The following is a 17,494-nucleotide window of genomic DNA, read 5'->3' on the forward strand; positions in this document are numbered from 1 at the left end:
CAGCCGTTGTCAGAGATCGGAGGCCGCGTCGCCCTGGGGACGGCGGTGGAAAGGACGCTGAAAGAACCTGGAAAGCCCGGCCGTGAAGAGTGGGAGCACAGGCCGGGCCGGCAGGGACCGGCAGGCGAATCCCGAACGAGGAGAGTGCCGATGTCCAGGATGCTCAGCGGCATGGTCGGCCGCATGGCCGACAAACTGCTTCCCCAGACGTCCGCGGCCGCGGGCTGCGGGGGCTGCGAGACCTTCAGGAAGTCGAGCGGAGGACAGATCTACTTCATCAAGTGCTGCTGGACTCCCAGCTGCGTGCTGCGGTGTCCGTGAGCCGTGAGGTGTCGCCGCCGTGCTGTGCGCGGCGGCGGTCCCGCCCGCCACGTCGGACCTGACCCGAGGAAGCCGTGGAAGTCCTCGAGGCATTCGGTCGGCTGTGTCTGATCACGGTGTTCGCATGGTCGGGCGGACAGAAGGCGCTCGGATTCCGCGCCTTTCGCGGTCACTTGTCGGCCACGGTTCCACGCCTCGGCCGGCTCTCATCAGGAATGCTGGCGACGGCTGTTCCCCTGATGGAACTGGGTGTTGCCACGTCCCTGGGGCTGCCCCGGCTGGTATCCGCCGGGCTGTCCGCGGCCCTGCTCCTGCTGGCCGCTTTCACCGTCTACCTCCTGAGCCTCGTGCGCACCCGGCCGGACGCGTCCTGCGGCTGTGCGGGAGCGAGCCGCACACCGGTGTCGGGAGCGCACCTGCTGCGCAACGCCCTCCTGCTGGCCCTGACCGCGGGTACCTGGTGGGCCACGGTCTCCACGAGCGCACCGAGCCGGTCCTCCTACGTGCTCGTCGCGGCGCCCGCGGCGGTCACCGGCATCACCCTGCTCTACCTCGCGGAGCTCGTCCCGCTCCTGCGTTCGACGCATGTGAAATGAGAAATGGAGTGCACATGGGCATCGCGCTGTCCGCCCTCGGTCTGCTGCTGGCGTCCGCCGCCTGCTGTCTCTCCCTGGCCGTTGCGCTGCGGGTCAAGAAGCTCCTCGACCCGCTGACCGAGGAGGGACTGCTGAGCGGCCGGCGCGTCGAGGGGCCCGCACCGGGAACCCCGGTTCCCCGGCCTGGCACTCTGGTCGGTGTGGACGGGACGGCCGTGGAACTGCCCGCCGACGGATCGGGGCCCTGGGTCCTGACCTTCCAAGCGGTCGGGTGCTCCGGCTGCAAGGAGCAGCTTCCGGCGTACAAGAAGTTCCTGCGGAACATGGCGCTGGACCGGGGCAGGGTGTTCTCCGTCGTCGTCGGCGACAAGGACGGAGTGTCCCTCTACGACGAGGAACTCCGCCCGTACGCCCATGTCGTCCACGGGGCGGACAACGCGCTGAGGCTCGTGGAGGAGCTCGGTGTCTCGATGTTCCCGACCTACCTCGTCGTGGACGGGAACGGACGGGTGCTGGCCTCGCCCCAGAGCTCGGCCCGGCTGGCCGAGATCGGCGCCGGGCTCCTCACTCCGGCTCCCGTGGGCGCCTAGTCCCCATGTCCCCACACGTCTCGCGGAATCAAGGCGCCGAGTCGGCTCGTACCACGGTCTGCGCGCAGCCCCAGCCGGGTCAGTCCCGACTGAGGGGCGCCCTCTCCCTGGCCTTCGAGTCCGCCGCCCCGAAACTGATCGCCTACGCCGTACTGGACCTGGCCGGCGGTGCCGTGCCGGTCGTCGTCGGCTGGCTCACCAAGATTGCCCTCGACCGGCTCGGCAGTCATGCGCCGGCACACACCTTGATCGCACTGGCCGTCGGGCTCGCCGCCGCCGGCGTGGTCCAGGGCGTCGTCCCGCACATCCTCACCTATCTGCAGGGTGAGGTCGATCGGGCCACGGGGACACTCGCCCAAGGGCGACTCTTCTCCGCCGTGACCCGGTTCGTGGGGCTCGGCCCCTTCGAGGACCCGGCCCTTCTGGACAGGCTGCGCATGGCCAAGGAGTCGGGAAGGAGCGCACCTGGCATGGTGGTCAAGGGGTCGCTGGGAATCGTCCGGGCCGGCATCACCATCTCGGGGTTCCTCGCCTCGCTCGTCGCACTCGCCCCGATGATGGCCGCCTTCGTCCTGGTCTTCGCCCTGCCCGTCCTCGCCGCGGAGATCGTCCTGTCGCGAGGACGCGCGCAGATGCTGTGGCGCATCAGCCCCCGGGAGCGCCGTGAGATGTTCTTCGACCACTTGCTCTCCCATGTCGACGCGGCCAAGGAAGTGCGCCTGTTCGGAACCGGCGGGTTTCTGCTCGGGCGCATGCAGGACGAACGACGGGCCGCAGACGCCGAGCGACGCCACGTCGACCGTCGGGAGCTGGCCACCCAGGCGCTCCTCGCCCTGCTCGCCGCGCTCGTCTCCGGAGCCGGTCTGGTCTGGGCCGTCCACGCGGCGCGGTCCGGAACACTGACCCTGGGCGACATCGCCATCTTCATCGTGGCCGTGGCCGGGGTTCAGACATCGCTCGCCCAGGTGGCGGCGAATCTGGCTCAGACACACCAGGCACTGGTCCTGTTCGGGTACTACCAGGAACTGAGCACGGCGCCGCCGGACCTGGAGTGCGCCAAGGAGCCCCACCCGCTGCCCGCCCTGCGCAAAGGGATCGAACTCCGCGACGTCTGGTTCCGCTACGGGGAGGACCAGCCCTGGATCCTCAAGGGCGTCGACCTGGCGATCCCCCACGGCCGCAGCCTCGCCCTGGTCGGGCTGAACGGGGCCGGCAAGTCGACCCTGGTCAAACTGCTCTGCCGGTTCTACGACCCCACGCACGGGGCGATCCTCTGGGACGGTGTCGACATCAGGGACGCTGACCCGGCCGAACTGCGCCTGAGGACCACCGCGGTGTTCCAGGACTTCATGCACTACGACCTCACGGCGCGGGAGAACATCGCCCTCGGGGACCTGACGGCGCTGCACGACCCCTCCCGCGTCACCGAAGCGGCCCGCGGAGCGGGAGTGCACCGGACGGTCTCGGGCCTCCCACAGGGATACGACACCCTCGTCACGCGCACCTTCTTCGGGGGCACCGAGGAGGACACCGAGACGGCGGGTGTCCTGCTCTCCGGCGGCCAGTTGCAACGGCTGGCCCTGGCACGCGCCTTGGTACGCGAAGGGCGCGACTTCCTGATCCTGGACGAACCCAGCTCCGGCCTGGACGCCGAGGCCGAGTACGAAGTGCACACCCGCATCCGGGAGTTCCAGCGGGGCCGGACCAGCCTGCTCATCTCGCACCGGCTCGGGTCCATACGGGAGGCGGACCGCATCGTGGTCCTGTCCGAGGGACGCATCGCGGAAGAAGGCAGCCATACCACGCTGATGGCGCAGGCGGGAACGTACGCACGCCTCTTCGCCCTCCAGGCGGCCGGCTACACCGAGGCCATGGCCATGCCCTCCGTGGAAGGAGCCGCGCTGTGATCCGCACCGGCCTCCTGGCGGCCGCGATCTGCGCCGGCCTCGCCGTCGTGGCGCTCCTGGTCCTGCGCAGGCGGCTCGTGTCGGTCACGGTCGTGGGGCACAGCATGCTTCCCGCCTACCGGCCCGGTGATCGCGTCCTGGTCCGGCGCGGCGCCGTGCCGGAACGCGGGGGCGTGGTCGTCGTCGAGCAGCCGAGCACGGAACGCAGATCCTGGGACCGGCCCCCGGCCGGACTGGGCAGCACCCGACGACCTGTCACCGAGCGCCGGTGGCTCGTCAAGCGGGTCGTCGCGACGGCGGGGGACACCTGGCCGGCGGAGACCGGCGGGACCGGACGTGTGCCCCCGGGCCATCTGCTGCTGCTCGGGGACAACGCCGCCGTCAGTTTCGACTCGCGCCAGATGGGCCCCTTCCCGGTGGACAGGGTTCTCGGCGCGGTATGGCGACGGCTGTGACGTGCCCGAGCGGCACGCCGGCCGTCCATGGACTCCCGCGTCCGCGGGGGAGGTACCGAAAGAAGGGAGAAGGACCGTGCGGGAAAGCATCCGCGTCACGCAGGACGAGGAACCGGTCGTGTTCGGCGAGGCCGAGGAGACGGGTCGGACCGAACACATCGAGATCCGTCTGCTCGACAAGATCGAAACCATCCAGAACAAGCAGATCGATTCGTAGTCGGCTCGGTGCCGGTGAGCCACGCGCTCACCGGCACCGTCCCCAGGAAGCGAGGCGGTCGTGAGACGACCACGGGTGAAGCCGGAGCACGCAGCCCATCGGTTCGACGACGGAACCATCCGGATCGGCGGCGAACTGTACGGAATCGCAGCGGAGATCACCGACCCCGACGGCCGGGTCTGGGAAGCGCTGACCCTCATGGACGGGGCCACCCCGGTCGAGTGTGTCGAGGCCCGACTGGCCGCGCGACACCCGCGGTTGGGCGCCGACGGCGCACACGAGGTCGTGCAGGCGCTGCTGGACTCCGGATACATCGAGGACGCGGCCGCGGACGGCCGCCCCGCGGGCCTCACCGACGACGAACTCGAGCGCTACAGCCGCAACCACACCTATTTCCGCCGCATCGACCTGCGGCCGGGCAGCGACCCCTGGGCGCTGCAGCTACGGCTCAAGCAGGCGCGCGTGACCATTCTGGGCGTCGGCGGCACCGGCAGCCACGCCGCCTGGGCCCTGGCCGCAACGGGCGTGGGCAACCTGCACCTGGTCGACCCCGACCGCGTCGAGCTGTCCAATCTGACCCGGCAGGTCCTGTACAGCGAGGCCGACCTGGGCCGGCCCAAGGCCCAGGTCGCGGTCGAGCGCCTGCGCGCGGTCAACTCGGCGGGCTCGTTCACCTGCGACATCCGCAGGGTCGACACCGAGGACGCGCTTGCCGAACTCGTCTCGCGATGCGAGGTCTTCGTCCTGTGCGCGGACGAGCCGCGCAACGATCTCATCGCCAAGATGACCAGCCGGGTGTGTGCCGCCCTGGGAGTTCGCTGGGTGGTCGCCGGTTACAACGGCCCGCTGGTGACCGTCGGTGTGTACGGCCCGGACGGCCCGTGCTTCGAATGTGTCGGCGCGGGAGAGGAGGCGAAACTCAAGCCCGGCTGGCACCCGGACCTGGGGAGCCGTGGGGCGCTCGCTCCGGCCGCGGGAATCTCCGGCCAACTCATCGCCTACGAGACGATCTCGCTGCTCACCGGAACGGCCCGGCGCGCACCGGGCTATGTACGGGGCGTCAATCTGATCGCCCCTGATCATGTGGTCGACGTACGGCACCCGGCCCGGCCGGAGTGCTCGCTGTGCAGTCCGTGACGGGGCGACCGAGGTGACGGCACCGCCCGCGAACGACCGCGGGACGCCGGTCGTCCTGCGCACACTGGAATTCCGCCGCGACAGAGGCGAGTGGATCGTCGGCACGCAGGAAGGGGGACAGATCGTCGCCCTGCCCGAGCTGGGTATGGCCGCCGTGCGGCTGCTGGCAGCCGGGAACACGATCGAGGAGACGCGCCGCAGCCTTCGTGTGGACACCGGACGGGACGTCGACGTCCGCGCCTTCGCGGACCAGCTCGCGCAGGCCGGGCTCGTGGCGTCCATCGGTGGCCGGCAGTTCACGGCGAAGGCGTCGGCCGTGTCCTTCCCCCGGATGCGCCCGCATCACGTGCGCTGGGTGATGAGCCCGGTCCTGCAGGGACTCGTCCTGCTCGTCCCGGTCGTCGCCCTGTTGACCGCGCTGTCCCGGCCCCGGGCGCTTCCGGGCTGGGGAGAGCTGTTGTGGAGCGAGTACGGCACGTTCACGGTCCTGGTGCAGAGCGCGACCGCGGTGTGTCTGATCGCTCTGCACGAGATGGCCCACCTCATGACAGCCCGTGCCGCAGGCGTGCCCGGAAGGATCCGCCTCGGGACGCGTCTGCAGTTTTTGGTGGCACAGACGGAGGTGTCCGGGATCTGGCTCAGGAGCCGCAGGAAACGCCTCACGGTCTACCTGTCGGGGATCGCCGTGGACGGAGCGGTGTGGGGCGGCTGCCTACTGGCCCGCTGTCTCGGCGCCGACTGGGAACTGCTGCCCGTGATCATGATGACCCTGCTCACCGCGCTGGCGAGCCAGTGCCTGGTGTTCATGCGCACCGACCTGTACTTCGTCGTCCAGGACCTGACGGGCTGCCGCAACCTGTACGGAGACACGGGGCGCCGACTGCGCCATGCCGTGGCGCGTCTGTGCGGACGTCCCGCCGAGGACCCCCTGAGTTCCTTGCCCGCCGCCGAACGCCGCTGGCTGAACGTGTACGCGCTGGGCGTGGTCGTGGGCACGGCGATCTGCGTGTTCCTCGCCCTCCGCGCCCTCACCGAGGTGACCTGGCCGCTGTTCCACCGCTCCCTCGTTCTCCTATCGGGCCCCGCCGGCTGGGGGGCCCGGATCGACGCGTGCACCACCGTTCTCGTTCTCGCCGGGTTGCAGACCCTGTGGGCGCGCCTCTGGTGGAGGCGGCACGCCGGCCGCGTACGCCGGGCGGGCCGAGCCCTGTGCGCACGGCTCGCCGGCGGCTGACAGGAAGTTCGTTGCCCGCGAGGTACTGGTCGTCTATTTTCTGCTGGTGCCCAGAACCCCGCCCCGGTTTCGCCTGCTCGGCCCGCTGGACGTCCGGCTCGACGGGAAGCTCGTCCCCCTCACCGGCCGGCAACGGGCTCTGTGCGCCGTGCTGTTGCTGCATGCCGGCCGAGTCGTGTCGGTCGAGCGGCTGGCCCAGGGCCTGTGGGGCGACGACCTGCCCGGCGCGGCGGCCGCCCGGGTGCGGGCGCTTGTCGCCGAGGTGCGCCGCGCCATCGGACCGGCGGCCACCGGCCTGCTGGCCACCCGCCGGCCCGGCTATGTGCTGCGGGCGGCCCCGGCCGAGGTCGACGTGTTCGTCTTCGAGGACCTGCTCAGAGAGGGTGCGCGAGCCGCGGAGAGCGGCGCGTGGGCACAGGCCTACCGCTGCCACGACGAAGCCCTCTCGCTGTGGCAGGGCGACCCCCTCCCCGACCTGCCCGCCATGGAAGCGGAACGCCGGCGCCTCAGCGAACTGCGCGTCGCCGCCCTGGAAGGCCGAGCCGAGGCGGATCTGCGGCTGGGCCGGTTCTCGGCCGCCGTCGCGGACCTGGTCCACCTCACCTCGCAGCACCCGCTCCGAGAACGTCCGCACGCGTTGCTGATGCGTGCCCTGCAACGTGACGGCCGGACCTCCGAAGCGCTGTCCGTCTACACCGCGCTGCGCCGCAGGATGGTGGACGAACTCGGTGTCGATCCCTCCGAAGAACTGGAGGCACTGCACCAGCGCTTGCTGACCGGGGAGCCCGCTGCCACCGCGACGGCTGTGCCCGTGACCGTGCGGGAACGGCAGGTGCCTCGCCAACTGCCGCGTGCCCCGCGCCGGTTCGTCGGCCGGAACGCGGAACTGCGCCGGCTCGACGCCTCCCGGTCGGCGCCGGAGGGGCTCGCCCTGATCGTCGGGCCGGCCGGGGCGGGGAAGACGGCCCTCGCGCTGCACTGGGCGCACCGGATCGCGAGCGGCTTCCCCGACGGCCAGCTCTTCCTCGACATGCGGGGGTTCGACGCCGCGGCGGAGCTCATGACCGCGGAGGAGGCCCTCCCACTGCTGCTGCAGGGACTGGGCGCCGCACCACGTGACATCCCGCTCGGCCTCGAGGCGCAAACCGCTCTGTACCGAACGTTCCTGGCTGAGCGTCAGGTGCTCATCGTGCTCGACGACGTCGCCGACGCGTCCGTCGTACGGCGCCTTCTGCCCGGCACCGGCGGATCGCTGACCCTGGTGACGAGTCGGCACAGACTGAGCGGGCTGGTGACCCTGGACGGCGCTCACCGGGTGCTCTGCGATCTGCTGGACAGCGGTGAGGCGCTGGAACTGCTCGGCGCGGCAGTGGGTCCGCAGGCCGTCACCGCGGATCCGCAGGCCGCCGCCCGCCTGGTCGAACTCTGTGACCGTCTGCCGCTCGCGCTGTGCGTGGCCGGTTCCTGGATCGGCGACCGGCCGGGAAGCATCACGACCTATGTCGAGGAGCTCGCCGAGCGAGGGCGCCTGGCGCGGCTGCATGTGGAGGGAGAGGAGAGCGTCGCCGTCAGGGGCGCACTCGACCTGTCCTACGGCACACTGTCCGACGAGGCCAAGCGGGTGTTCCGTTCTCTCGGCCTGGTGCCGGGCACCGGACGTTCGGTGCGCGCCGTCGCCGCCGGCGCGGGACTGGACGGAACCCGGACAGCCGACCTCCTGGGCCTGGCCCAGCGGGTCCACCTCGTGCGCGACAGCGAGGACGGCCGGCCCGCCTGGCACGACCTCGTGCACGAGTACGCCAGGGAGCGAGCGTTTACCGAGGACGGCGAGGACGAGCGGGACAAGGCCGTCGACCGCCTCCTCGACCACTATCTGCAGAGTGTCGTCAACGCGGCCGCCGCATGCGGGATGTACGTCCCGTACAGCCGCCCGGCCGCTGTCGACGGGTCGGCTCCCCGCGTCTTTCGGACCCAGGACGAGGCTGTCGACTGGTTCGACGCCGAGTGGGACGACATCGCGGCAGTGATCGGACACGCGGCGGAGCAAGGCCCCGCGCACTACACGTGGCAGCTCGTGGACGCGCTGCAGGACCTATTCCACCACAGGCGCCCGCTCTCCGACTGGATACGGCTGGCCCGTCTGGCCCGCACGGCGGCCGAACGCGTGAACGACACACTCGGTCAGGCGTCCGCGTGCATCTCGATGGGGAACGCCCGCTGGAGGAACGGTGACCTCCGAGAGGCACTGGGCGAGTACGAGAGAGGTGAACTCCTGGCCCGACGGGCCGACTGGCTGTACGGCGAGGCGAAGTGCCTTCAGGGCAAAGGAGTGACGCTGAAGCTGCTGGGCGAACCGCACAAGGCACCGCCCTACTACCGGCGTACCCTCTCCATCTACCGCACCCTGGGCATGACCGGCGCAGAGAAGACGATGCTGCTCAACACGGCTTCCCTGTACGGCACCCTCGGACAGCTCGCCGAAGCCGAGGAGGCGATCGTCCAGGCACTCGCGCTCACCGATGACGCTGCCGCAGACCACATCCACGCCATGGCCCTCGTGAACTGGGCACTGGTGCTGCAGGAGCAGGCACGATTCGACGAGGCGAAGCACGCCCTGCGCAGGTCCCTGCTCACCTCGCGAGACTCGGGTTCGCTCTACGCGGAGGCGGTCACGCTGGAGACGCTGGCGCGGGTCCGGAGTGACGCCGGGCAGGATGCCCGCGCCGTCCGGGCCTACGAGGACGCTCTCCATCTCGCACGGGAGGTCGGCAACCGCAACTGCCAGGTGGACTCCCTCATCGGCCTCGCCTCGGTGAAACTGCGCACCGGCCAGGTGGGCGAGGCGGCCGAACACCTCGACACGGCCAGGGACATCGCCGAGGAGACGGGCCATCTCACCGGAGTCGTCGAAATCCTCTTCCTGCGCGGCGCGCTGAGCTGTGTCGTCGAGCGATACGGCGACGCGCTGGACCACCTGGACAGATCCGCCGGCATGGCGGTGGAGGGCAACGTCCTCACACTCCCGCGTATTCGTACGGTCGCCGCCGTGGCCCTGCTGGAGACGGGTGCCTTCGTCGAGGCTGGTAACTCCGCTGACCAGGCGGCCGAGTTCGCCGAACAATCGGGCCAACGACTGCTGAGGGCGCGGGCGTTGACCGTCAGGGCGGACGTCCACGAGGCAGTGGGCGAGGCCTGTCGCGCGCGAGCGTCGCGGGAAGAGGCCCAGACCCTGTTCGCCGCCATAGGCACCCCGGTCCACCTGCGGACGTCCGCGTTCTGGCGTACCGAGCCGGGCGCGCGGCACTCGGACCCGGTACCGCGTCGGCCCCGTCTGGAACTGCCGGCCGATGCGGGATCCCGCATCGAGATGTATCTGACCCGCCACTTCGGCGACGTCGCCGCCGAGCCGCTCGCCGGATCATGACACCAGGGCGTGCGGTGCCGGGCGGCCGGTACGGATCCCGTCATCCCGGCGCAGGATCCGCTCGTGCAGGTCGCGCAGGTCGGGCCCGGGTTCGTCACCGAGTCCGTCCACCAGTTCGGAACGGATCCGATGGAAGCACCCCAGCGCCTCATCCTGACGCCCGCTGCGGTGCAGGGCCAGCATCAGCAGGCCGGCGACCTTCTCGTCGAGGGGGTGTAGGGAGGCCAGCTCGTGCAACTGGGGCAGGTAGTCGTCGTGGCGGTTCAAGCGCAGCCCCACCTCGGCGCTGTTCAGCACCGCGGCCCGCCATTCATGGCGCAGTGTGACGCGGATGCCTTCCGCCCACCCGGTGCGGACGCCGGACAGCGGATCGCCGTGCCATAGGGAGAGCGCCTCTTCATACTGGCTCAGCGCCCGCTCGTCCTCGCCCTGGCAGACGGCGCTCCTGGCCTGTCGGACGAGCGTACGAAAGCGGCAGGCGTCGACGGATGCCGCGTCGATCACCAGGACGTACCCTCCCCGCCGCCGGGTCACCTCGCCCGTGCCCTCAGCGGTATGGGCGCCGTCAAGCACCTTCCGTAGCCGGGTCGCCAGCGTGTAGAGCGCGTTGCGCGGGTGAACCGGCGCCGCGTCCTGCCAGATCCGGTCGATGATGTCCTCGTCGGACACGAAGGTGTTGCAGGACGACGCCAGCGCGGCCAGCAGGGCCCCGACCGAGGGAGAGGCCGGAAGCCGGTCCCCGCGGTCGGTGCGCAGCTCGATGCAGCCCAGGAGTTGAACGTTCATACAGGTCCCCCGATGGTGTGTGCCGGTCGTGCGGCCACTGTGCGCGACCGGCGTTCGGGTGCTGCATGGATCGTGCATGGCTGCCGGTGCGGGCGTGCGGGCGTGCGGGCGTGCGGGCGTGCGGGCGTGTGGGCGTGCGGGCGTGGGGGTGTGCGGTCCCGCCGACGCCCGGTGGGGTGGCGGAGCTCCTGCCGTTTCGGGCATTTCAGAGCAAAACCCGATCGCCCATTGCGCTTCCGGTTCGCCGACCACGGACGCGCCGGGAACAGCCGACCCGGCCCGCGCGGTTGCATCAAGCGAGGGGCCGGCGCCACCAGGCGGGGCGCGAAGGCCGTGAGGTCGACGACGCTGCCAGGATCCGGCCCCAGGATCGCGGTACGCCTGCCGCGCACCCGGACTCAGACGTTTTTCCGCAGGAGGAACCGTTTTATGACCACCGACCGGCCCTTGACGCTCATGGCAGTGCACGCCCACCCCGACGACGAGGCCACCGGAACCGGAGGGGTCCTCGCGCAGTATGCGGCGGAAGGCATCCGCACGGTTCTCGTGACGTGTACCGACGGCCGTTGCGGTGACGGACCGGGGGGTGTGAAGCCGGGGGAACCCGGACATGATCCGGAGGCGGTCGCCACGATGCGCCGGAAGGAACTTGAAGCGAGCTGCGACGTTCTGAAGATCAGCGATCTGGAGACGCTGGACTACGCCGACTCCGGGATGATGGGCTGGGCGAGCAACGACGCCCCCGGTTCCTTCTGGCAGACCCCTGTCCAGGAAGGCGCGGCCCGGCTCGCGGAGCTCATGCGGCACTACCAGCCCGATGTGGTCGTCACCTATGACGAGAACGGCTTCTACGGGCATCCCGACCACATCCAGGCCCACCGCATCACCATGGCGGCGCTGGAGATGACCGAGCTGACGCCGAAGGTGTACTGGACCACGATGCCCCGCTCGATGATGCAGCGGTTCGGCGAGATCATGCGCGAGTTCCACGAGGACATGCCGGAGCCGGATCCCGCCGAGGCCGCCGAGATGGCCAAGATCGGCCTGCCCGACGACGAGATCACCACGTGGGTGGACGCCACCGCGTTCAGCGGGCAGAAGTTCGACTCGCTGGCCGCACACGCCAGTCAGGGCGAGAACATCTTCTTCCTCAAGATGGGCAAGGAGCGGTTCGGCGAGCTGATGGGCATGGAGACCTTCGTGCGAGTCCAGGACGCCACCGGCGCGGCCGTGCCCGAGAACGATCTCTTCGCCGGACTGCGTTGATCCGCCCGGGCGGCGAGCGCATCGACCGCACGGCTTGAGCCGGAAGCGGAGGCGGGAGCGGAGGTGGAAGCGGAAGGGTTGGGCGACCGGCTGCCCGATGCCCTCGCCCGCCACCCGACCGTCCAATCTGCTCGCCCCCCGCCCGCCCGTCCGCCGCGCCGCAGCCCGACCGCCCCGACTCCCAGACTTTCCTGGTCTTCGGGGCGGCCGGGTGGTCTTCGGGGCGGCCGGGCGGCACCTGTGCGGCCGCGGCCCGTGGCCCGCGGGCTCACGCGAGGGCGGCGGCCAGCAGGGTGAAGGCGGCGATGATGACGGCGACGCGGACGTAGTGGAAGCGGTCCCAGCGGTTCATCTGCTGCTTCCAGTCCTCGGGCAGGCCGTCGGCGGTCCATGCCTTGACCCGGTTGTTGATCGGGACGAGCAGCAGGATCGACATGACCACGCTGAGGACCAGCAGTCCGGCGGCGGTGACGACCAGGCCGGAGCCGTGGTGGTGCCGTGCGGCGACGGCCCAGATCACGCTGAGGACGAGCGAGCCGATGTACCAGAACGGCATCACGGCGCCGAGCAACCGTGCTCCGTGGGTGCGGCCGCGCAGCCCGTTGTCGCCCGGAAGGCCGTTGAGGATCGGGTTGACGAAGAAGGCGACGGAGAACTCCACCCCCACCATCACGCCGACGACCACGGTGGTGAAGACCTCGAGCGCGTTGAGCATGATGACGACCCTTCCTGGAATCTAGCGTTGCTAGCTGATGAGGCAACGCTAGCCCTACTGCCGCTCGATTGTCTAGCAGTGCTAGGATCGAATCATGTCGGTACAGGAACGCAAGGAGCGTGAGCGGGCGGGCCGCGAGCGCCTCATCGTGGCGACGGCCCGCGAACTCGCGGAGCAGCAGGGCTGGGACGCGGTCACCACGCGTCGGCTCGCCGAGCGCATCGAGTACAGCCAGCCCGTTCTCTACAGTCACTTCCGCGGCAAGCGCGAGATCATCGGCGCCGTCGCCCTGGAGGGCGCGGCGGAGATGGCCGCGGCGCTGCGGGCCGCGGCCCGTGCCGCGGACGGCCCGCGCGCTCGCGTCACCGCCCTGGCCCTCGCCTATCTCGACTTCGCCGAACACAACCCGGCGGTCTACGACGCCATCTTCCAGCTCGACGGCGGCCTGGCGTTCGCGCACGAGGACACCCCGGAACCGCTGAAGGACGCCTTCGCCGCCCTGTTGGAGAGCCTTGGTGAGGTCGCCGGGGACGGCGTCCATCCGGCGCTGTTCACCGAGGTGTTCTGGGCGGCCCTGCACGGGCTGGCGACCTTGACCCGCGCGGGACGGCTGCCGCCGGGCGACGCCGAACGGAGGGTGGCGCTGCTGGTGGACCGGCTCGCCAAGGTCTGAGGTCCGTCGGTGCGCGGCCGGACCGGAACGGAGAAGCCCCCGCCCGTCGGGCAGGGGCTTCCAAAGCCCTTTCTCGGGCTTCTCTCCCGAGCCTGGCTCTCGGGCCTCGCTGTCGGGTCCTTTCTCGGGCCCTTCTTACGGCCTTCGAGAGGCCCTCTCTGGGGCACGCCCCTGGCCGCGACGATGGTGCGAGCGTGCCAGGGGGAGTCGCGAGCGTGCCGGGGGAGTGGGGCGGCAGTCACCCGCGGACCGGGTCAGTGCCAGTTGCTGATCCGCACGTCGTGCGGGTGCGGTGCGCCGGCGCCCGTCTCCGCGAAGGATTTCAGGCTCATCAGGAACAGTGCCCACTTGGTGGTGCAGTGGTTCATGAACTCCACCTGCTCGCGCCACCCTTCGTGCGCGAACAGGATGATCGTCCACTCGCCTTCCTGCTTGAGGTCGAAGGTCACCGTGGTGCCGATCCACTCCTCGGGACCGTCGACGACCTCCCACCGCACCAGGGTGCCCGGCTGCAGTTCGAGGACCTTCATGTCGAAGCCGCCGACGTCGCCGAAGCGGAACTGCAGTACGTCGTCGCCGCTGCCCTTGGTGTCGGTCGTCCACCACGCGGCCAGACCGTCGACCGTGGTGAGCGCCTGATAGACCGTGTCTCGGGCCGCCGTGGTACCGACCCGGTGCAGGATGTCAGCCATCTCGATCTCCTCGCTTCATCGCGTTCTCGGCTCGTTGCTTCTTCTCGCTACTTCACTCGTTACGTCTTCTCGTTCTTGGCTCGCTGGATCGCCTCGGCGATGTTCTTGATGCGGTTCAGTCGGGCGTCCCACAGCGCCCCCACCGACTGCAACTGGGCCACGGCGCGCGCCAGTTGCGCCTCGTCGACGTGGTAGCGCCGCTCCCGGCCGGCCGACGTGGAACGGACGAGTCCCGCCCGGTCGAGGACCGTCAGATGCTTGGTCACGGCCTGCCGGGTGACGGGCAGACGGGCGCTGAGGGTCGTCGCGGTGCCCTGCCCCTCGGCCAGCAGCAGGTCGATCATGCGGCGGCGGGTCGGGTCGCCGATCGCCGACCACAGACCGTCGTCGACACCGGTGTTCATGGCGTGCCCGCCACCTGCTTGGCGGTCGCCGCCAGGCGGGGCAGGTAGAAGTCCCAGCCCTGCCGGTGGTCGTTGTAGTGCGCCTCGAGCACCGCGGCCTCCCAACCGCGTTCGCGGTACCCGCTCTCGCGGAAGCGGAGCGTGGTCCCCTCGCCCGCCGGGGCGAGTTCGAAGGTCACCAGCAGCGAGTTGTCCGGGGCCGCGGTCTCCCCCTCGTCGTAGGTCCACCGGAACGACAGGGTGTGCGGCGGATCGGACTTGACGACCGTGAACGGGGCGGACGTGCGGGTCCCGCTGCCCTCGTCCGTCCACGTGAGACTGCCCTGCCTGCCGGGGGTCGCCTGGAAGTCGTTCTCCGCGCTCCACCAGTCCCGGATGTGCTCGGGGTCGGTGAGTACGTCGAACACCACCTGAGGCGGGGCGTCGACGTACAACTCGCGCTCGATGCTTCCGTACTCCATGACCGCAGCCACCTTTCGCAACCTTAGGTTGCACATCACGATAGGCGACTCCGGCGCCTATCGCAACCGAAGGTTGCTCATTGGTTCCGGGCCTGGGCCTTCCGGTCAGCGTGAAGCGGCCGCGCGCAACGCCCACTCGTGTGCCGCCGCGGTGCGCAGGGCGGCCTCCAGATGGAAGACCTCGTCCGACAGGTGATCGTCACCGCCGAAGACCTGGTCGGCGACCTCGGTGAGCGTGTCACCGTCGTCGACCGCAGAGGTGAACAGCGCGCTGTACAGGGCGTCGCAGCTCTCGGGTTGGACCTCGGCCGCCCTCACTCCGGTCCAGACGTCCGCGCACCGAAGCCGCGCCAGCGTGATGAGCGACCGCAGAGCTTCCCACTGGCCGTTCCGGTCCGCGGAGGCTTGCAACCGGGCCTGCAGGTCCGCATACAGTTCCGGCAGGCCCAGGCCGAGCACGCGCGTACCCGCGTACGTCCACAGCGCTGATCCGGTGCCGGTTCCGCAGGCCTCCCAGCGGGTGTCCCACAACAGGCGGGTGAAAGCGGCGCGTGCAGGGTCGCCGTACAACGAGACCCCCAGGATCAGACCGCCGTTGCAGTCGACCGAGGCGGCGTCCTCACCCCACGCGACGAGCCGCTCCAGCCAGGCCGGGTCCTCGGTCTTCGGGGCGAGGACGGGCAGGAACTCCGGGAACAGCGCGGATCCCTCGTGCTTCTCCAGCGCTTCGGCGATCGGGCCCCGCAGTTCCTCGCACGGCAGGTGCAGCAGGCCGAGGCACGCGTCCTTCGAGACGTCGTACGAGCTGTCGACGTGCTCCCAGAGCAGGGGTGTGGCCGGGGTGTACCCCAGGCGCCCTACGGCGTGGAGTACGCCGGACGGTACGTCCTCGCGCAGCCGGCCTCCCTCGACCGTCGCCTCCAGCAGGCGCACGGCCAGCGGCCGGTCGCCGTGACGGGCGAGAACCGGTATCAGCGCCTCGTGCGCGGCGGGCGCCGAGAGGAACAGCGGCAGCAGGGCTTCCGCATCGGTCGGCCCCCCGTGCCGGAGCACGGCCTCGGCGGCCAGGGACTCCCACTGCCGCGCCGCCTCCGGGGCGTCACCGTCGGCGCATCGGTCGAGTATGGCCTGCGTGGCCGGGGACAGCGTCAACGTGGCAACCGCCTTCGTATGGACAACATCGCCGCACATCATGGCGGAGGCCGCTCACGCGGTGCCACGCGGTTTCCGCCTCCTGCCAACTCCGTTGTCCTGAAAGCCTGTTGCCTGGCTCCTGGGCGAGTCGTCGTGCTCGACGGAGGGGAGTACCGGTCACGGGCCGACCGGGAGCAGGAGCCCGCCGGTGAGCCGGAGCAGTTCATCGACGGTCGTGGGGAACACGGTGCGAGGAGTTCCGGCCGCGGCCCAGAGTTGCGGGTAGTCGGTCAGGGCCGCATCGACAACGGTAGGGAGCACCCCGGGGTGGCCGACCGGAGCCACTCCGCCGATGGCCTGTCCGGTGGCCTGTCGTACCTGGTCCGGGGTGGCGCGTCGGAGCGGACCGCGGTTCCAGCGGGTGGCCAGTGCCGCGGTGTCCACCTTGTGGCGGCCGCTGGTCAGAACCAGGACCGGTTCGTCGTCGGAGATGAAGACGAGGCTGTTGGCGATCGCGCCCACGTCGCAGTTCAGGGCGGCAGCGGCTTCGGCGGCCGTGCGCGTCGAATCCGTCAGTTCGCGCACCTGGCCTGTCACGCCGACCGCGGTGAGGATGCGTGCCACCTCCCTGCTGCGGGCGGGCAGGGACGTGTCTTCCCGGGACTCCATGCGATTCTTCCTCACATCAAAGGGGCGTTCCGTATACGGAACGTTCTGTATGTGGAACGATAGATCTCGCAAGCCATCGGAATCAACCGGCTCTCGCGCAACGGACAGGGGCACCATGGATCTGGCAGCCGACGTCGGTCTGCGCCTGAAGAGGCTGCGTGAGGAGCAGCGGGTGTCGCTGTCCGAGCTGGCGCGCAGGTCCAGGATCGGCAAAGCGACGCTCTCCGAACTGGAGGGCGGACGCCGCAATCCCACCCTGGAAACGCTCTACGCCCTGACCACCGCACTCAAGGTGCCGCTGAGCAGCGTTCTCCACGATCTCGAGTCTCCTGCCACGATCTCCGGGGACGCCGTCGATGCCGTACTGCTCGAGAGGTACGAGACCGACGCCGCCGTCACGGAGACCTACCGGATCCGCATCCGCTCCGGAGCGACGCAGGATTCCGCGGCCCACGCCCCGGGCGCCACGGAGCACATCATCGTTCTCACCGGCACCGCCCTCGTCGGTGACGCCGAGGATCCTCTCCTGGTCGGCCCCGGGATGCACGGGACTTGGGCCGCCGATGTCCCTCACCTGTATCGGGCTCCCGCCGGAGACGTCGAGGCCGTGCTGCTCGTGCGCCACCCGCGATGACCACCCGCGATCGGTGCCGCCGTCGGGCAGACATGACGTGACGCGGGGCGCTGCCTCCGTCGGCTGCGCCTGCTGCGCGTGCTGCGTCTGCTGTGCTGCTGCGCGCGACGGTGGCCGACCTTGTTCGGGGCGGGCGCCCGTCGCATCCGGGGGTGACGCGCGTCACGGGAACTGAGTGC

The 17,494-nt window shown here is 70.3% G+C and carries 19 protein-coding genes; 12 read left to right on the forward strand and 7 right to left on the reverse strand.

Going from position 1 to position 17,494, the window contains the following annotated elements:
- The first annotated feature begins 150 nt into the window (after window positions 1–150).
- From ACFRIC_RS16095 to ACFRIC_RS16135, 9 genes are all read left to right on the forward strand, one after another.
- Entirely contained in the window at window positions 151–321 is a 171-nt protein-coding gene (locus tag ACFRIC_RS16095; protein ID WP_382785358.1) for a hypothetical protein, read from the forward strand.
- Window positions 322–395: 74 nt separating this feature from the next.
- Window positions 396–917 (forward strand): MauE/DoxX family redox-associated membrane protein, encoded by a 522-nt coding sequence (locus ACFRIC_RS16100; RefSeq protein ID WP_382785361.1) that lies wholly within the window; start codon window positions 396–398, stop codon window positions 915–917.
- Between the two features lie 14 nt (window positions 918–931).
- Complete coding sequence (locus ACFRIC_RS16105; protein WP_382785364.1) at window positions 932–1,507, forward strand: TlpA family protein disulfide reductase; 576 nt, start codon at window positions 932–934, stop codon at window positions 1,505–1,507.
- A 5-nt stretch (window positions 1,508–1,512) separates the two neighbouring features.
- The gene (locus ACFRIC_RS16110; RefSeq protein WP_382785367.1) at window positions 1,513–3,414 is read left to right on the forward strand and encodes an ABC transporter ATP-binding protein; all 1,902 of its coding nucleotides are present in this window, start codon (window positions 1,513–1,515) and stop codon (window positions 3,412–3,414) included.
- Window positions 3,411–3,869, forward strand: coding sequence for a S26 family signal peptidase (locus tag ACFRIC_RS16115; protein WP_382785370.1), 459 nt, complete (start codon window positions 3,411–3,413; stop codon window positions 3,867–3,869). The genes ACFRIC_RS16110 and ACFRIC_RS16115 overlap by 4 nt, the downstream gene beginning before the upstream one ends.
- 76 nt (window positions 3,870–3,945) lie before the next feature.
- Window positions 3,946–4,086: a hypothetical protein gene (locus ACFRIC_RS16120; RefSeq protein WP_382785373.1), complete on the forward strand. Its 141-nt coding sequence runs from the start codon at window positions 3,946–3,948 to the stop codon at window positions 4,084–4,086.
- Between the two features lie 60 nt (window positions 4,087–4,146).
- The gene (locus ACFRIC_RS16125) at window positions 4,147–5,223 is read left to right on the forward strand and encodes a HesA/MoeB/ThiF family protein (RefSeq protein WP_382785376.1); all 1,077 of its coding nucleotides are present in this window, start codon (window positions 4,147–4,149) and stop codon (window positions 5,221–5,223) included.
- A 13-nt stretch (window positions 5,224–5,236) separates the two neighbouring features.
- Complete coding sequence (locus ACFRIC_RS16130; protein ID WP_382785379.1) at window positions 5,237–6,457, forward strand: hypothetical protein; 1,221 nt, start codon at window positions 5,237–5,239, stop codon at window positions 6,455–6,457.
- Between the two features lie 46 nt (window positions 6,458–6,503).
- Window positions 6,504–9,881 carry a BTAD domain-containing putative transcriptional regulator gene (locus ACFRIC_RS16135; protein WP_382785382.1) on the forward strand — a complete coding sequence of 1,126 codons (3,378 nt, stop codon included), beginning with the start codon at window positions 6,504–6,506 and terminating at the stop codon, window positions 9,879–9,881.
- Here ACFRIC_RS16135 and ACFRIC_RS16140 read toward each other — a convergent pair.
- The gene (locus ACFRIC_RS16140; RefSeq protein WP_382785385.1) at window positions 9,876–10,667 is read right to left on the reverse strand and encodes a BTAD domain-containing putative transcriptional regulator; all 792 of its coding nucleotides are present in this window, start codon (window positions 10,665–10,667) and stop codon (window positions 9,876–9,878) included. The genes ACFRIC_RS16135 and ACFRIC_RS16140 overlap by 6 nt on opposite strands.
- Window positions 10,668–11,123: 456 nt before the next feature.
- Between ACFRIC_RS16140 and ACFRIC_RS16145 the strand changes: the two genes are divergently transcribed.
- On the forward strand, window positions 11,124–11,933 hold the full coding sequence (locus ACFRIC_RS16145; RefSeq protein WP_382785930.1) for a PIG-L family deacetylase: 810 nt from the start codon (window positions 11,124–11,126) through the stop codon (window positions 11,931–11,933).
- A 268-nt stretch (window positions 11,934–12,201) separates the two neighbouring features.
- Here the strand turns inward: ACFRIC_RS16145 and ACFRIC_RS16150 are convergent, their stop codons facing one another.
- Window positions 12,202–12,648, reverse strand: a complete 447-nt coding sequence (locus ACFRIC_RS16150; RefSeq protein WP_382785388.1) for an anthrone oxygenase family protein — start codon at window positions 12,646–12,648, stop codon at window positions 12,202–12,204.
- A gap of 94 nt (window positions 12,649–12,742) precedes the next feature.
- Here ACFRIC_RS16150 and ACFRIC_RS16155 point away from each other — a divergent pair, with 94 nt between their 5' ends.
- Complete coding sequence (locus ACFRIC_RS16155; RefSeq protein ID WP_382785391.1) at window positions 12,743–13,321, forward strand: TetR/AcrR family transcriptional regulator; 579 nt, start codon at window positions 12,743–12,745, stop codon at window positions 13,319–13,321.
- Between the two features lie 254 nt (window positions 13,322–13,575).
- Here the strand turns inward: ACFRIC_RS16155 and ACFRIC_RS16160 are convergent, their stop codons facing one another.
- The 5 genes from ACFRIC_RS16160 to ACFRIC_RS16180 form a co-directional block, all read right to left on the reverse strand.
- Window positions 13,576–14,013 (reverse strand): SRPBCC domain-containing protein, encoded by a 438-nt coding sequence (locus ACFRIC_RS16160; protein ID WP_382785394.1) that lies wholly within the window; start codon window positions 14,011–14,013, stop codon window positions 13,576–13,578.
- A gap of 59 nt (window positions 14,014–14,072) precedes the next feature.
- On the reverse strand, window positions 14,073–14,417 hold the full coding sequence (locus ACFRIC_RS16165; protein WP_382785396.1) for an ArsR/SmtB family transcription factor: 345 nt from the start codon (window positions 14,415–14,417) through the stop codon (window positions 14,073–14,075).
- Window positions 14,414–14,878: an SRPBCC domain-containing protein gene (locus ACFRIC_RS16170; protein WP_382785399.1), complete on the reverse strand. Its 465-nt coding sequence runs from the start codon at window positions 14,876–14,878 to the stop codon at window positions 14,414–14,416. The genes ACFRIC_RS16165 and ACFRIC_RS16170 overlap by 4 nt, the downstream gene beginning before the upstream one ends.
- A gap of 105 nt (window positions 14,879–14,983) precedes the next feature.
- Entirely contained in the window at window positions 14,984–16,030 is a 1,047-nt protein-coding gene (locus ACFRIC_RS16175; RefSeq protein WP_382785402.1) for a hypothetical protein, read from the reverse strand.
- A gap of 159 nt (window positions 16,031–16,189) precedes the next feature.
- A complete protein-coding gene (locus ACFRIC_RS16180) occupies window positions 16,190–16,681 on the reverse strand; it encodes a YbaK/EbsC family protein (protein ID WP_382785405.1) in 492 nt (163 codons plus the stop codon).
- A 115-nt stretch (window positions 16,682–16,796) separates the two neighbouring features.
- Here ACFRIC_RS16180 and ACFRIC_RS16185 point away from each other — a divergent pair, with 115 nt between their 5' ends.
- On the forward strand, window positions 16,797–17,315 hold the full coding sequence (locus tag ACFRIC_RS16185; protein WP_382785408.1) for a helix-turn-helix domain-containing protein: 519 nt from the start codon (window positions 16,797–16,799) through the stop codon (window positions 17,313–17,315).
- Window positions 17,316–17,494: the final 179 nt, after the last annotated feature.

It is taken from the genome of Streptomyces sp. NPDC056738 (assembly GCF_042790435.1).
In the GTDB taxonomy this organism is placed as follows: domain Bacteria; phylum Actinomycetota; class Actinomycetes; order Streptomycetales; family Streptomycetaceae; genus Streptomyces.